The sequence below is a fragment of the Kibdelosporangium persicum genome, assembly GCF_013280595.1.
GTDB lineage: Bacteria > Actinomycetota > Actinomycetes > Mycobacteriales > Pseudonocardiaceae > Kibdelosporangium > Kibdelosporangium persicum.
The window spans coordinates 163,317-177,388 of record NZ_JAAATY010000003.1; the positions used below are offsets into that span (position 1 = coordinate 163,317).

At 68.8% G+C, this 14,072-nt stretch carries 15 protein-coding genes; 7 read left to right on the plus strand and 8 right to left on the minus strand.

The window, feature by feature from the left end:
• Nucleotides 1–21: 21 nt before the first annotated feature.
• From GC106_RS07520 to GC106_RS07535, 4 genes are read right to left on the minus strand one after another with little or no spacing between them, the layout of a single operon-like run.
• Complete coding sequence (locus tag GC106_RS07520; RefSeq protein ID WP_173125866.1) at nucleotides 22–348, minus strand: non-heme iron oxygenase ferredoxin subunit; 327 nt, start codon at nucleotides 346–348, stop codon at nucleotides 22–24.
• A complete protein-coding gene (sufD, locus tag GC106_RS07525; RefSeq protein ID WP_173125868.1) occupies nucleotides 345–1,505 on the minus strand; it encodes a Fe-S cluster assembly protein SufD in 1,161 nt (386 codons plus the stop codon). Before sufD ends, GC106_RS07520 begins: the two co-directional genes overlap by 4 nt.
• Nucleotide 1,506: 1 nt before the next feature.
• Complete coding sequence (gene sufB / locus GC106_RS07530) at nucleotides 1,507–2,961, minus strand: Fe-S cluster assembly protein SufB (RefSeq protein ID WP_173125870.1); 1,455 nt, start codon at nucleotides 2,959–2,961, stop codon at nucleotides 1,507–1,509.
• A complete protein-coding gene (locus GC106_RS07535) occupies nucleotides 2,958–3,668 on the minus strand; it encodes a helix-turn-helix transcriptional regulator (RefSeq protein WP_376777713.1) in 711 nt (236 codons plus the stop codon). Before GC106_RS07535 ends, sufB begins: the two co-directional genes overlap by 4 nt.
• 113 nt (nucleotides 3,669–3,781) lie before the next feature.
• On the opposite strand from GC106_RS07535, the gene GC106_RS07540 reads away from it, so the two are divergent.
• The gene (locus tag GC106_RS07540) at nucleotides 3,782–4,537 is read left to right on the plus strand and encodes a nucleoside phosphorylase (protein ID WP_173125872.1); all 756 of its coding nucleotides are present in this window, start codon (nucleotides 3,782–3,784) and stop codon (nucleotides 4,535–4,537) included.
• On the opposite strand, the gene GC106_RS48710 is transcribed toward GC106_RS07540, so the two are convergent.
• Nucleotides 4,534–4,656, minus strand: coding sequence for a hypothetical protein (locus tag GC106_RS48710; RefSeq protein ID WP_281368400.1), 123 nt, complete (start codon nucleotides 4,654–4,656; stop codon nucleotides 4,534–4,536). The two genes, GC106_RS07540 and GC106_RS48710, sit on opposite strands and share 4 nt — an antisense overlap.
• A gap of 138 nt (nucleotides 4,657–4,794) precedes the next feature.
• Between GC106_RS48710 and mptB the strand changes: the two genes are divergently transcribed.
• The 5 genes from mptB to GC106_RS07565 all read left to right on the plus strand — a co-directional run bounded on the left by mptB (nucleotide 4,795) and on the right by GC106_RS07565 (nucleotide 10,107).
• Nucleotides 4,795–6,423 carry a polyprenol phosphomannose-dependent alpha 1,6 mannosyltransferase MptB gene (gene mptB, locus GC106_RS07545; RefSeq protein WP_173125875.1) on the plus strand — a complete coding sequence of 543 codons (1,629 nt, stop codon included), beginning with the start codon at nucleotides 4,795–4,797 and terminating at the stop codon, nucleotides 6,421–6,423.
• 11 nt (nucleotides 6,424–6,434) lie between these two features.
• Nucleotides 6,435–7,370 (plus strand): ABC transporter ATP-binding protein, encoded by a 936-nt coding sequence (locus GC106_RS07550; RefSeq protein WP_173125878.1) that lies wholly within the window; start codon nucleotides 6,435–6,437, stop codon nucleotides 7,368–7,370.
• An 86-nt stretch (nucleotides 7,371–7,456) separates the two neighbouring features.
• A complete protein-coding gene (locus tag GC106_RS07555) occupies nucleotides 7,457–8,170 on the plus strand; it encodes an ABC transporter permease (protein ID WP_173126596.1) in 714 nt (237 codons plus the stop codon).
• Nucleotides 8,171–8,207: 37 nt separating this feature from the next.
• The gene (locus tag GC106_RS07560; RefSeq protein ID WP_173125881.1) at nucleotides 8,208–9,143 is read left to right on the plus strand and encodes a COX15/CtaA family protein; all 936 of its coding nucleotides are present in this window, start codon (nucleotides 8,208–8,210) and stop codon (nucleotides 9,141–9,143) included.
• 40 nt (nucleotides 9,144–9,183) lie between these two features.
• Nucleotides 9,184–10,107, plus strand: coding sequence for an acyl-CoA desaturase (locus tag GC106_RS07565; RefSeq protein WP_312872519.1), 924 nt, complete (start codon nucleotides 9,184–9,186; stop codon nucleotides 10,105–10,107).
• A 15-nt stretch (nucleotides 10,108–10,122) separates the two neighbouring features.
• On the opposite strand, the gene GC106_RS07570 is transcribed toward GC106_RS07565, so the two are convergent.
• Nucleotides 10,123–10,890, minus strand: coding sequence for an aminotransferase class IV (locus GC106_RS07570; RefSeq protein ID WP_173125884.1), 768 nt, complete (start codon nucleotides 10,888–10,890; stop codon nucleotides 10,123–10,125).
• 96 nt (nucleotides 10,891–10,986) lie between these two features.
• Here GC106_RS07570 and GC106_RS07575 point away from each other — a divergent pair, with 96 nt between their 5' ends.
• Nucleotides 10,987–11,949 carry a quinone oxidoreductase family protein gene (locus GC106_RS07575; protein ID WP_173125887.1) on the plus strand — a complete coding sequence of 321 codons (963 nt, stop codon included), beginning with the start codon at nucleotides 10,987–10,989 and terminating at the stop codon, nucleotides 11,947–11,949.
• Between the two features lie 237 nt (nucleotides 11,950–12,186).
• On the opposite strand, the gene GC106_RS07580 is transcribed toward GC106_RS07575, so the two are convergent.
• Both GC106_RS07580 and GC106_RS07585 read right to left on the minus strand, forming a co-directional pair.
• Complete coding sequence (locus GC106_RS07580) at nucleotides 12,187–13,098, minus strand: MerR family transcriptional regulator (RefSeq protein WP_173125891.1); 912 nt, start codon at nucleotides 13,096–13,098, stop codon at nucleotides 12,187–12,189.
• Between the two features lie 273 nt (nucleotides 13,099–13,371).
• A complete protein-coding gene (locus tag GC106_RS07585) occupies nucleotides 13,372–14,043 on the minus strand; it encodes an HD domain-containing protein (protein WP_173125894.1) in 672 nt (223 codons plus the stop codon).
• Nucleotides 14,044–14,072: the final 29 nt, after the last annotated feature.

Below are 14,072 nucleotides of genomic sequence, written 5' to 3' on the forward strand. Positions count from 1 at the left end.
TCTCCGTATACCGCAGTCAGTTCAGGGCCGCTGTTGGTTAACAACGGTGGTGGGGTCGACGTAGACGTCGTCGCCGTCGACGCGGACCGCGTAGACGTCCACGGGTTCGCTGGCGGGCGGGGAGGACGGCTGCCCGGTGCGCAGGTCGAAACACGAACCGTGCAGCCAGCACTCGATTCCCTTGCGGGTGACCTCGCCCTCGGACAACGACAGCGAAGCGTGCGAGCACTCGTCTCGCAGGGCGTGCACCTCGTCCCCCTCGCGCACCAGCACGACGGGGACGTCGCCGACCTCGACGGCAAGAGGTTTCTTGTCGTCCAGTTCGGACAGTGCACAGGCCCGGATCACGCGCCGACCGCCTCGAGCTCGGCCTCGATCGCCGCCTCCAGCCGCGCACGCAGCTCGGGAACGCCGATCTTGACCAGGATCTCGTGGAAGAAGCCGCGGACCACCAGCCGGCGGGCCTGCTCCTCGGGAATGCCCCTGGCCTGCAGGTAGAACAGCTGCTCGTCGTCGAACCGGCCGGTGGCGCTGGCGTGGCCCGCGCCGGCGATCTCGCCGGTCTCGATCTCGAGGTTCGGCACCGAGTCGGCGCGCGCGCCGTCGGTGAGCACCAGGTTGCGGTTCAGCTCGAAGGTCTCGGTGCCCTCGGCGGCCGCGCGGATGAGCACGTCGCCGATCCACACCGTGTGCGCGCCCTCGCCCTGCAACGCGCCCTTGTAGATCACGTTGGACTTGCAGTTGGGCACCGCGTGGTCGACGAACGTCCGGTTCTCGAAGTGCTGCCCGGCATCGGCGAAGTACAGGCCCAGCAGTTCGGCGTCGCCGCCGCGCTCGGTGTACGTCACGGTCGGCGAGAGCCGCACCAGGTCGCCGCCCAGGGTGACCGTGGTGTGCCTCAGGGTCGCGTCCCTGCCCAGCTTGTTGTGGTGCGACGACACGTGCACCGCGTCGTCGGCCCAGTCCTGGATGGACACCACGGTGAGCCGGGCGCCGTCCGCGACCACGAACTCCACGTTGTCCGCGTACGTTCCCGAGCCGCGGTGGTCCAGGACCACGACGGCCTCGGCGAACTGCTCGGCGCGGATCTGGATGTGGCCGTACGCCGTCCTGCCCTCGCCGGGGCCGGTGACCGTGATGGTCGTGGCGGCCGGGCGGGCCTCCTTCGGGATCGTCACGACCGTGGCGTCCACAAAGGAACACCAGGCCTGTGCGGCGATCCGGTCGTCCGGCGTCCCCGCGGTACCGAGGCGCTCGTCCCCACGCTGAACGGTCTCGACCTTCACCTCGTCGGCGGCGTCGACCGCCACAGCGGCGGTGCCGTCGGCGACGGCTCCACTGTGCAGGCCGCGCAGCCGCTTCATCGGGGTGAAGCGCCAGATCTCCTCGCGGCCGCCCGGGACCTCGAACGCGTCCACGTCGAACGACGCGAACTGGGCGGCCCTCGAGGCAGCCGGGATCACGGCACCCGCGCCGTGCGAGTGCTCCTTGACTAGCTCCGCCATGTCAGCCGACGGCCCCTTCCATCTGCAGCTCGATCAGGCGGTTCAGTTCGAGCGCGTACTCCATTGGCAACTCACGGGCGATGGGCTCGACGAAGCCGCGCACCACCATCGCCATCGCCTCGTCCTCGGTCAGGCCGCGGGACATCAGGTAGAACAGCTGGTCCTCGCTGACCTTGGACACGGTGGCCTCGTGTCCCATTTGGACATCGTCCTCGCGGATGTCCACATAGGGGTACGTGTCCGACCGGGAGATCGTGTCCACCAGCAGCGCGTCGCACTTCACCGTGGACTTCGAGTGGTGTGCCCGCTTGTTGACCTGGACCAGGCCGCGGTACGAGGTACGGCCGCCGCCACGGGCGACCGACTTCGACACGATGGTCGACGACGTGTGCGGCGCCATGTGCACCATCTTCGCGCCGGCGTCCTGGTGCTGGCCCTCGCCCGCGAACGCGATCGAGAGGACCTCGCCCTTGGCGTGCTCGCCCATCAGGAACACCGACGGGTACTTCATGGTGACCTTGGAGCCGATGTTGCCGTCGATCCACTCCATGGTCGCGCCCTCTTCGGCCTTGGCGCGCTTGGTGACCAGGTTGTAGACGTTGTTCGACCAGTTCTGGATGGTCGTGTAGCGGCAGCGGCCGCCCTTCTTGACGATGATCTCGACGACCGCGGAGTGCAGCGAGTCGCTCGAGTAGATCGGCGCCGTGCAGCCCTCGACGTAGTGCACGTAGGCGTCCTCGTCGACGATGATCAGCGTCCGCTCGAACTGGCCCATGTTCTCGGTGTTGATCCGGAAGTAGGCCTGCAGCGGGATGTCGACGTGCACGCCCTTCGGCACGTAGATGAACGAGCCGCCGGACCAGACCGCGCCGTTGAGCGCGGAGAACTTGTTGTCACCGTGCGGGATGACCGAGCCGTAGTACTCCTTGAACAGCTCCGGGTGTTCCTTGAGCGCCGTGTCGGTGTCCAGGAAGATGACGCCCTTCTCCTCCAGGTCCTCGCGGATCTGGTGGTAGACGACCTCGGACTCGTACTGCGCGGCGACACCGGCCACGAGGCGCTGCTTCTCCGCCTCGGGGATGCCCAGCTTGTCGTACGTGTTCTTGATGTCCTCGGGCAGATCCTCCCAGGAAGCGGCCTGCTTCTCGGTGGAGCGCACGAAGTACTTGATGGTGTCGAAGTTGATCCCCGACAGGTCCGCACCCCAGTTGGGCATGGGCTTGCGCTCGAAGAGCTGCAGCCCCTTCAGGCGGCTCTCGAGCATCCACTCGGGCTCGCCCTTCTTGGCGGAGATGTCCCGAACGACGTCCTCGTTCAGGCCACGGCGAGCGCTGGCACCGGCCACATCGCTGTCCGCCCAGCCGTACTCGTAACGGCCGAGAGTGGCAAGAGTCTCTTCCTGGGAAAGGGGCTCATGCGGTGTGGTGGGTGTGCGCTGCTCGGCAGCGGCAGTCATGCGGGTTTCCCTCCATCCGGGGTCGGTGGGCCTGAGGAGGTGGAATAAGGCTCCACCGGTATGTGCGTGGTGCACGCGGCGTCGCCGCGCGCGATGGTCGCCAGCCGCTGCACGTGGGTGCCGAGCAGGTCGGCGAAAACCGCCGTCTCGACCTCGCACAGCTGGGGGAACTCCGCCGCGACGTGCGCCACCGGGCAGTGGTGCTGGCACAGCTGCTCCCCCGCCCCGACCTTGCGAGTCGAGGCAGCGTAACCCTCCCGGGTCAGTGCGGCGGCAAGGGCCTCCGCTTTGGATTGCGGGGTATCCGCCGAGGTCACGGATGTCCGGTGGGGATCGACGAGCGTCCTGACCCGCCGCTCGGCGAAGGCCTTCACGGCCTCCTCCCCGCCGCTCTCGGCGAGGAACCGGATCGCCGCGACCGCCAAGTCGTCGTACGCGTGCCCGAACCGGGCCCGCCCTGCCTCGGTGAGCAGGAACAACTTCGCCGGACGGCCACGTCCGCGCGCCTTGAGCTGCGGTGCGTCCCTCGTGCACGCCTGGCCGTCGGCCAGCAGTGCGTCCAGGTGCCGGCGCACCGCGGGGCCGCTCAGCTGGAGCTGCTCCGCGATCGACACCGCGCTCACCGGGCCCTGTTCGAGCAGCAGCCGGGCGACAGCAAGCCTCGTGCTGCCGTCAGCCGCCTGCTGAGCAGGACCGATGTTTTTCACAACATGGATGTTACCTAATTATGTCGCGGCGGCTCAACGAGGTCCGGCCGTGACCCACGTCATGCTCGGTCGTGGCCCGGCCGGCGCCGGGCACCACCTGGCAGAGTCACGGTATGGATCTTCCGCTGCTGGAGTTCGACCCGGACGGCGACGGCATGTACTCGCCACGGCCGCCGCGCTTGTCGGAACCGTGGCCCGGGCGCGCGGTCATGTGCTTCTTCCACGAGCAGATCGCCGCCCTGCACGAGCAGGGCGCGGCCCGGCTGGCCGGGCATTTCTCCGTCGAGATGGGCGGTCACGGGATCTACGTCACCGAGGACTCCGCGGGCGAGCCCGTGGCCTTGTTCCACCCGACGGTCGGCGCACCGACCGCGGTGCACCATCTGGAGCGGGTCGTCGCCGCCGGTGTGCGGAGCATCGTCGTCTGCGGTGGCACTGGAGCGCTCGTACCGCTCGCTGTGGGGCATGTGGTGGTGCCAAGTGGAGCGATCAGGGACGAAGGCACCTCGTTCCACTACGCACCGCCCGCACCGCGGATCGACACCGCTCCGAGCGTGGTCAGTGCATTGACCGCATTGCTCGAGGAGCAATCCGTGCCCCATGCCGTCGGGCTGAGCTGGACGACCGACGCACCGTTCCGCGAGACACCCGCGATGGTCGCCGCTCGCCGGGACCAAGGCTGCCTTGTCGTCGACATGGAGGCATCCGCGTTGCTGGCCGCGGCCCGGTTCCGGAACGTGTCGCTCGGACTGCTGCTTTACGCGGGCGACGATCTGAGCGGCGCCGAGTGGGACAAACGCGACTGGACCGCCAGCGACGCCCGCGCGAAGCTGCTGCCCCTCGCCATCGAGGCCACCGGCAGGATCTAGCGCACACGGGTTCGCGTCGAGTGCCTGCCACGTCCGGCGGCCGACGCCATGCCCACGTCGATCCGGGCCGCGGCCAGGTCCTCGTCGCTGAGCGAGAAGCACGGCGAGCCGAAGGGCATGCTGATTCCATGCGGATGTCGGCCCCGGCTGCTGTCGCGCGCGCTCACGGCCCCCGCGCCGAGGCGGTCACCAGGCAGCCGGGTTGAGGGTTCAGGCCTGGTGATCACGGTCCTGCCGATACGCTTCGGTCCGTGGTGGTGAGCGAACCTGCGCCGGTCGACGTTGCGGTTCCGGCTGTCGTGGCCAAACCGCCGCCGTTGGACGAGCAGGACTGCCGCCAGCTCGACCTGATCCGCCGGTTCGGCACCATCGGCTCGCTGCTGCTGGTCTTCGGCTCGCTCGGCGCGGGCGCGCTGCCGATCTTCAACCCGCTGCCCAGCGTCCCGGTGCTCGGCCTGTTCGCCCGGATTCCCGCGGTCAGCCTGGGCGTCGGCACGCTCGGCATGGGCATGATCATCACCTCGTGGCTGCTGCTCGGCCGGTTCGCCAAGCCCGGCCGGTCCCGGCTGATCAGCCGGGCGCAGCTGAACCGCACGCTGATGATGTGGGGCGTGCCGCTGGTCTTCGCCATGCCGCTGTACTCCAAGGACGTCTACAGCTACCTGGCGCAGAGCTCGATCGTGTCGCTCGGGCTCGACCCGTACGAACTGGGTCCCGGCCAAGCGCTCGGCCAGGACCATCCGCTCACCCGCGGTGTGTCGAACATGTGGCGCGACACGCCCGCGCCGTACGGTCCGCTCTTCCTCTACCTGGGCCACCTGCTCAACTCCGTCACCGGCAACCACGTGGTCACCGGCGTGATGACGCAGCGCCTGCTCGCGATCGTCGGCATCGCACTGTTCGTCTGGGCGTTGCCTCGGCTGGCGCGGCGCTTCGGCGTCCAGCCCGTCACCGCGTTGTGGTTCGGTGCCGCCAACCCCTTGGTGCTGTTCCACCTGGTCGGCGGCGTGCACAACGAGGCGCTGGCGATCGGCCTGATGATGGCCGGCATCGAGATCTCGCTGCGGTACCTGCCGAGGCCGGGTGACCCGCCGATCGCCTCGCCGCGCCGCGAGTGGACGTTCGTCCTGCTCGGCGTCGCGGTGATCACGCTCGGCGCGGCCGTCAAACTCCCCGCGCTCGTGGCCGCCGCGTTCGTCGGCGTGCAGGTCACGCGCAGATGGAATGGCGGGGTTCCGCGCCTGTTCGCCGTCGGTGGGCTGTTCGTGGCGACCGCCGCCGTGACGATGACCGCGGCCTGTCTCGGCACCGGCCTCGGGTTCGGCTGGGTCGGCGCGCTGGACACGCCCAGCCTCGTCCGCAGCTGGATGTCGCCGATCTCCGAGCTGGGCAACCTCGGCGGCGTACTGGGCATCGTGCTCGGCCTGGGCAACCACACCACGGCCGTGCTGGAGATCTTCACCCTGCTCGGCTACGCCACCGCGGCCGTGATCACGCTCAAGATGATGTGGGACAGCCTGGGCGGCAGGCGCAGCGTGATGACGGGTCTCGGCGTCTCGCTGGCCGCGTTCCTCATCCTGCACCCGGCGATGCAACCCTGGTACCTGCTGTTCCCGGCCATCCCGCTGGCCGCGTCGCTGGCCGGGACCAAACGGTTCCGCAACCTCGCGACCATGGGCTGCACGATCGCGTCGGTCCTGCTGCCGACCACCGGCGGGACGTTCGCGGGCCGCACCTACGTGATGGTCTTCGCCTACATCGCCGCGATCGTCGTGTTGCTCGCCCTGCTGTTCTGGCTGAACCGGAAGGTGCCGTTGCTGCGGCGCGAGGTGACCCGGGTCGCTCCTGCCGAGGGGCCCACAGACAGCGCGTCCGCCAACCCCTAGGCTCTCCGGTTGTGAGCGCGTCCGAAACCCGTCCTGCCGTCGAGGTGTCGGGACTGGTCAAGCGCTACGGCTCGACCACCGCGGTCGACGGCCTGGAGCTCCGGCTGGCCCACGGCAAGGTCCTCGCGCTGCTCGGGCCGAACGGCGCGGGCAAGACCACGACCGTCGAGGTGTGCGAGGGATTCCTGCGCCCGGACGCCGGCCGTGTCCGGGTACTGGGCCTGGATCCGCACGCCGACAGCGGCGAACTGCGGCCGCGGATCGGCGTGATGCCGCAGGGCGGCGGGGCTTATCCCGGCGTGCGCGCGGGCGAGATGCTCAAGCTGGTCGCGTCGTGCGCGGCGAATCCCCTCAAGCCCGACTGGCTGCTGGACGTGCTCGGCCTGACCAACGTCCTGAAGACCCCGTACAAGCGGTTGTCCGGCGGGCAGCAGCAGCGGTTGTCGCTCGCGTGCGCGTTGGTCGGGCGTCCTGAGCTGGTGTTCCTCGACGAGCCGACGTCCGGCATGGACCCGCAGGCGCGCCGCCTGGTGTGGGACATGGTGGCCGCGCTGCGGGCGGACGGCGTGAGTGTGCTGCTGACCACGCACCTGATGGAAGAGGCCGAGACACTCGCCGACCACGTGGTGATCGTCGACCACGGCCGGGTCGTCGCCGAGGGCAGCCCGGCCCAGCTGACCACCGAGGACCCCGACTGCCAGCAGCTGCGTTTCAAGGCCCGGGCCGGGCTGGACACCTCACTGCTGACCGCCGCGTTGCCCGAAGGGTGCCACGTCGCCGAGGCCGCTTCGGGTACATACATCGTCACCGGCCGCGTCGACCCGCAGGTAGTCTCCACGGTGACGGCCTGGTGCGCCCAGCAGGGAGTGCTGGCCGAGGAACTGCACGTCGGCCGCCGCAGCCTGGAGGACGTGTTCCTCGAACTGACCGGACGGGAGTTGCGTTGACGGCCACAGCCGCGTCCAACGGAGTCAACTCACGATTCCCCGCCGGCACGTTCCGCCCCGCACCCGGCGCCGGGAGCAAACCGCGCATGCTGCTCGCGCACGCGCGCACCGAGACCAGGCTGACGCTGCGCAACGGTGAGCAGATCCTGCTCACCCTGCTCATCCCGATCGCCTTGCTGGCCGGGTTCACCCTGATCGACATCATCTCGCTGCCCGAACCACGGGTGGACTCGGTGGTGCCGCGGATCTTCGCCCTGGCCGTGATGTCGTCCGCGTTCACCGGGCAGGCCATCGCGCTCGGCTTCGACCGGCGCTACGGCGTGCTCAAACGGCTCGCGGCGACCGCGCTCCCCCGCTGGATGCTGGTCGGCGGCCGGGTCCTGGCCGGGTTGACCGTCGTGGCGATCCAGCTGGTCGTGCTCGGTGTCCTCGCGATCGCACTCGGTTGGTCGCCGTCATTGCCCGGAGTGTTGTGGAGCATTGCGCTCGGCGTGCTCGGTGCATTGACGTTCGGCGCACTCGGTGTCCTGCTCGGCGGAACGCTCCGGGCGGAGCTGGTGCTGGCGCTGGCGAACATCATCTGGTTCGTGCTGCTGCTGGCCGGCGGGATCATCGTGCGGGCGGAGTCGATGCCGTCCGGCGTCGCCACCATCGTCGAACTGCTTCCGTCGGGCGCGCTGACCGAAGGCATGCACCAGGCCCTCAACGGTGCGGGGCCGGGCTGGCAGCCCGTGCTCGTGCTGGTCGTGTGGGGTGTGCTGGCCTCGGTAGTGGCCGGGCGCACAACTCGGCTGACCTGATGTCGATCACTCGGCACGCTACACATACCATCGGACGGTGCTGAAGCAGCGGATCGTCCAGTGGCAGTATGGCTTCGCCATCGCCGCGGTGGTCGCCAACGTCTGTATCGCGATCACCGGCTCGGTCGTCCGGGTCACCGGCTCCGGCCTCGGCTGCACCGAATGGCCGAACTGCCTGCCCGGCAGCATGGTGCCGGTCGAGCACCCCGAGCTGAGCATGTTCCACCAGTGGATCGAGTACGGCAACCGGATGCTGTCCGGTGTCGTCGGCATCATCGGCGGACTGTGCTTCCTGGCCGCGTGGCTCTCGCGACCGCACCGGCGCCGCGTGCTGTGGCTGTCGGCGGCGATGCTCGGCGGCGTGGTCGTCCAGGCGATCATCGGCGGCATCACCGTCCAAACCGGTCTGCTGTGGTGGACCGTGGCCATCCACATGGTCGTGTCGCCCGTCCTGGCCTGGTTCGCCGTGATGCTCGTGCGGTCGTTGCGCGAAAGCGACGCACCGCCACGGCCGCGTACCCATCCACTGATCCCACGTCTGCTCGTCGCGCAGACGGTCGTGCTCGTCGGCATGCTCGTCGCAGGAACCATGGTCACGGGCGCGGGACCGCACGCCGGTGACAAGGACGTCGCGCGGCTGGGCCTGCCGGTCGCGACGCTCGCGCACGTCCACGCCGCGTTCCTGTACGTGTTCCTGGCGCTGCTGGCCACTGTCGGTTACCTGCTCTGGCGCGGACCGGCGCCCCGTGACGTCCGGAAGCGGTACTTCGTCCTGCTCGGCGTGGTGCTCGCGCAAGGCACGCTGGGGTTCGTGCAGTACTTCACCGGCGTGCCGAGTGTGCTGGTCGTCCTGCACGTGTTCGGCGCGATGGTGGTGACGGTCGCGATGGCGTCGTTGTGGGCATGGAGCCGCGAACGACCGGCCACTGTGGAAGCCGGCCACCACGATCAGTTCGCCGCCGCTTCGCTCTGACACTATCTTCACGTCACTGGCAGCGCATAATGTCTGGATTGTGACGACGACCGTATCGGGACCGGCTCCTCTTCTCGGCGAACGCCGTACCGTCGGCCAACAACTGGTCCTCAAGCTGTTCCTCCTGGTGCCGTTCGCGGCACTGATCGCAGCCGTGCCACTGGCATGGGGCTGGGGTCTGTCCGTTCTCGACCTCGTGCTGGCCGCGGTGATGTACGTGATCGCCACCCTCGGCGTGACCGTCGGTTATCACCGGTACTTCACGCACGGCGCGTTCAAGGCCAACCGTGCCCTGCGTATCGCACTCGGCATCGCGGGAAGCTTCGCGGTGCAGGGGTCGGTCATCTTCTGGGTCGCCAGTCACCGGAGACATCACGCCTACGCCGACCGCGAGGGCGACCCGCACTCGCCATGGCTGTTCGGCACGTCGCCCGGTGCGCTGCTGAAGGGCTTCTGGCACGCGCACATGGGCTGGATGTTCTCCCGCGAGGTCACCAACTACGAGCGGTTCGCTCCCGACCTGCTGCGTGACAAGGACATCCAGCTGGTGCACAGGCTGTTCGGCGTGTGGACGGTCGGCAGCCTCGTGCTGCCCGCGCTGCTGGGCGGACTGATCAGCTGGTCGTGGTGGGGCGCGCTGACCGCGTTCTTCTGGGCCGGGCTGGTGCGGATCGCCTTCCTGCACCACGTGACGTGGTCGGTCAACTCGATCTGCCACATGGTCGGCTCCCGGCCGTTCGCCAGCCGGGACAAGGCCGCGAACTTCTGGCCGCTGGCGATCCTGTCGATGGGCGAGTCCTGGCACAACTCGCACCACGCCGATCCGACGTGCGCCCGGCACGGCGTCCTGCGTGGCCAGATCGACATCTCGGCCCGGCTGATCTGGATCTTCGAGAAGCTCGGCTGGGCGTGGGACGTGCGCTGGCCCACCGCCGAACGCCTGGCGCGCAAACGGGTCAGGTGAGGTGATCCGCGTGCGTCATGGCAGCAGCGGTTCCCGGGGAACCGCCTGACGAGCCCTGGCCAGCAGGCCGGCCAGATCGGGGTCCGGCGCGAAGGTGACGTCGTCGATCGACGCCAGCGGCGTCGGACCTCCGATCGCATTGCTCCGGAACGCACCCCGGAACGCACCGAGGTCCGAGAGGCGCACCTCGCGGCGCTCGTCGGGGACACCGATCGCCCGCAGGCCCCGGCGCAGCAGCGTCATCTCCACGCCGGGCAACGCGGGCGCGTCCGGCCAGATGATCCTCTCGCCGTCGTGGAAGCCGACGTTCCAGACCGACCCTTCGGAGACCCGGCCGTCCTCGTCGACGAACAGGACGTCGTCGTAACCGGCTTGCTGCGCCAGCCGGACCTCGTGGAACAGGCTGAACGTCCCGACGTGCTTCACCTCCGGCAGGTAGCGGCCGAACACGCTCGACCGCACCCGGGGCGGCGTCGGCTGACCAACGCGCATCGGCCGCACTTTGACCATGACGTCCGGCTGGTCCAGCCCTACCAACCGGTCGGCGGACACGTTCCGGGTGAAAACGGTGACCCGCACGTTCGCGGGCAGCTCGTGGCCTTGGACCGCCGCATGGACACGTTCGCGGACCATGCCGCCGTCGATCCCGTGACCGAAGACAATGCGTGCGTCCCGGTCGAGGCGCTCGAGGTGCAGTTCGAGGCCACGCACGCCGTCCGGGTACACCGCCATGGACGTGAAGTGGCCGTAGTTGACGAACGCGATCGTCTCCAGGTCCTCCATAGGATGATCATCAATGTCGGACAGCGGCGGAACAAGCCCCACTGTGGTGTGGTTGGTCCCAACGGGAACGAGAACTCGAGTCAAGGGAGGCGCTGCGTGCCGAAGGCAGTACGGGTGCGGCAGACCGGCGGGCCGGAAGCCCTGGAACTGGTCGACGTGGACGTTCCGGCGCCCGGTGAGGGCGAGATCGCCGTCGACGTCCAGGCGGCGGGCGTCAACTACATCGACACGTACCACCGTTCGGGCATGTACCCGATGGAGACGCCGTTCGGGATCGGTCTGGAAGGCGCGGGGGTCGTCACCGCGGTCGGGTCAGGTGTCACCGACCATGCGGTCGGCGACCGTGTCTCCTGGTACTCGGTGCAGGGCAGCTACGCCGAGAAGCTCGTGCTGCCCGCGGCGAGCGCCATCCCCGTCCCCGACGGCGTCCCGGCGGACACCGCGGCCGCTTTGCTCTTGCAGGGCGTGACCGCGCATTACCTGGTCACGTCCACGTATGCGGTTCAGGAAGGCGACCCGATTCTGGTGCACGCGGCAGCCGGTGGCGTCGGCCTGCTGCTCGTGCAGCTCGCGAAGGCGCGCGGGGCTCGCGTGCTGGCGACCGTGTCCACTCCGGAGAAGGAAGAACTCGCGCGCGAAGCGGGCGCGGACGAGGTCGTGCGCTACGACAACTTCGAGCAGGCCGCCAACGAGTTCACCAACGGCGAGGGCATGGCCGCCGTCTACGACGGCGTCGGCAAGACGACGTTCGACGGCAGCCTGGCCAGCGTGCGGCGGCGCGGCTTTCTCGTGCTGTTCGGCGCGTCCAGCGGAGCGGTCCCGCCGGTCGACCCGCAGCGTCTCAACGCACAGGGCTCGATCTACCTGACCCGGCCGACCAGCCGCGACTACTCCAGCCCGGAGGAAGTCCGTTGGCGCACAAGCGAACTGTTCGACGCGGTGCTCGCGGGCAAGCTGTCGGTCCGGATCGGCGGCCGCTACCCGCTCAGCGAAGCCCGCAAGGCCCATGAAGACCTGCAGGGCCGCAGGACAACCGGCAAACTCCTGCTGATCCCCTGATCCCCTGATCGACGGCGGGCCTCCGGCCCCCGGAATCCAGCGTACTGAGCAGCACCGACAGAAAACGGCGAAGCCCAGGTCACCCCAGGCGACCCGGTGAATTGTCGGTGGTCATCGGTACGCTGGATCTCGGGGGGCCGAAGGGCGCGCTGACCAAGATCATCCGAACGGTGACCCGGCCGAGCGCGGCGACCGGACACTGTGGACCGGCGAGAATCCTGGTGCCCAGGCCGTGTTTCAGGTGGCGGGCGAGTCCTGGGCGGACAGCTCTTCGGCCAGTTCCATACAGCGCAGGCGGGCTGGGGAGAAGTCGTAGGGCATCTTGCCGATGGCTTCGAACGCGCTCATGGAGTCAGCGTCCCGCCTGCCAGAGCTGAGGTCGGCCCCGTCCTCGCCGTCATCGCCGGTAGCAGCGTGCAACGTGTCCCAGGCGTCGAAGAGGGCATCGTCGTCCTTACCCAGGCCGGACTCCTCGATGACGGCCTGCAGGGCGCTTTCGAAGGCGTGCCGCTCGACGGCCACTTGGGCCACCCGTGGATCATCGACGGCGACGCTGTCATCGAGTGCCTCCTCGGCGTCATCGATGCGGTCGGATTCCTTCCGCAGAGTGGGATGCGTGGCCAGGACGATGAAGCGGGTGGCCTGGACGGCCGCGCCGAGCGGGCCGAAGATCCGCTCGGTGACCAGCAGACTGTCCAGGTCCGCCTGACGCAGGGAGCCTTCGGGCAGGTTCTTGAGGCGTTCGGTGACGAAGTCGGAGAGCAGGCCCATCCGGCTGCCTTCGGTGCGCATCCGCTGCACGGCGGCCCGTTGCCGCCGCAGTTCCGCCTCCTGCTCGGCGAGGGTTTCCTCCAACCGCTCCAGGATGCCCGCGATACCGTCTCCGCTGTCCGCGCCGGCGGAAGCCATGCCGGTGGTAAAGGCGTCACGGATGTCGTCCAGGGCGATCCCGGCGTCGGCCATCTTGCGAATCCACAGCAGGCGGATCATGTCCTCGTACCCGTAGCGGCGGCGGTCATCACCGCCCCGCTCAGGCTCGGGGAGCAGGCCGATCTCGTGGTAATGGCGAATCGCCCGTGGCGTGGTGCCGGCGAAGGCCGCCGCGTCACCGATCTTGACCCGGCGGGGTGGCATGAAAGACGAAGGCATGAGCACGGACCTTTCCTCACGGGATCGGGACGTGAGTCACTGGACCACATGCCGCTACGGAAGGTGCAACCCGGCACCCACCGTCCCGCGCCAATGCCAGGAACTGTGCCCTTCCTCCGTAATGACCGCAGGGCCGTCGTTTCCTGCCGGGGCATCCGCACGACGGCAGGCTGAGGGTTCATAGCCGATCATCCTCAGCACAGGAATCCGAACCTGAAGCGAACCGGGACGTGCCGTCCACGACCACGACCCGCCTGCACGACAGCCGGCAGATCAGTGGGCGTCGACCGCTGCCAGCAGTTCGCCGACCGACGGGTCGTCCAGTGCTTCGACCACGCACTGCCAGAGTTCGAGGTTGGCCGTCGCCCAGTGGGAGTACATCGCCGTGGCCTCCTCGCTGTAGAAGTAGAAGCCCGCGTCGTGCTTTCCGCGTTGCTCACCGACGATCTTGTTCGCCAGTTGGCCCAGCGTGATGCCGTTCTCGCTGAGGTACCGGTGCGCGAGCATCACCGGCGTCACGGGCAACGCCTTGAACAAGGTGTCGGCGTCGCTCAACGCCTGCGCCTCCGGCGAGATGTCGCGGTGCCGGGTGCGCATCTCCGCTTCCACCACGATGCGGTCGATCCACTCCGCGACCGGTTCGTCGACGCCGGACTTGGCCAGGATGCGCATCCGCACCTCGCGGCCTTCGGCGGCGTCGGAATTGCGCCGGACGATGTAGTTCAGGTCGTGCACGAGTGCAGCGGTTTCCACAACCGCCGGATCGGACCCATTGGCCCGCGCGAACGCACCGGCCTTGGTCCGGACGAAGTGAACGTGGTGCCAACCGTGGAACGGCAGGTTCGCCGCGAACCGGTGGCACAGGCGTTTCACCCGGCGTTCCACCTGGTCAACCGCTGCCTCGCTGACGGTGACGCCGGCCGGACCGACCTTCTCGCCAAGCATCGGGCCCTCCTCCTCCGATCCCCCGCACA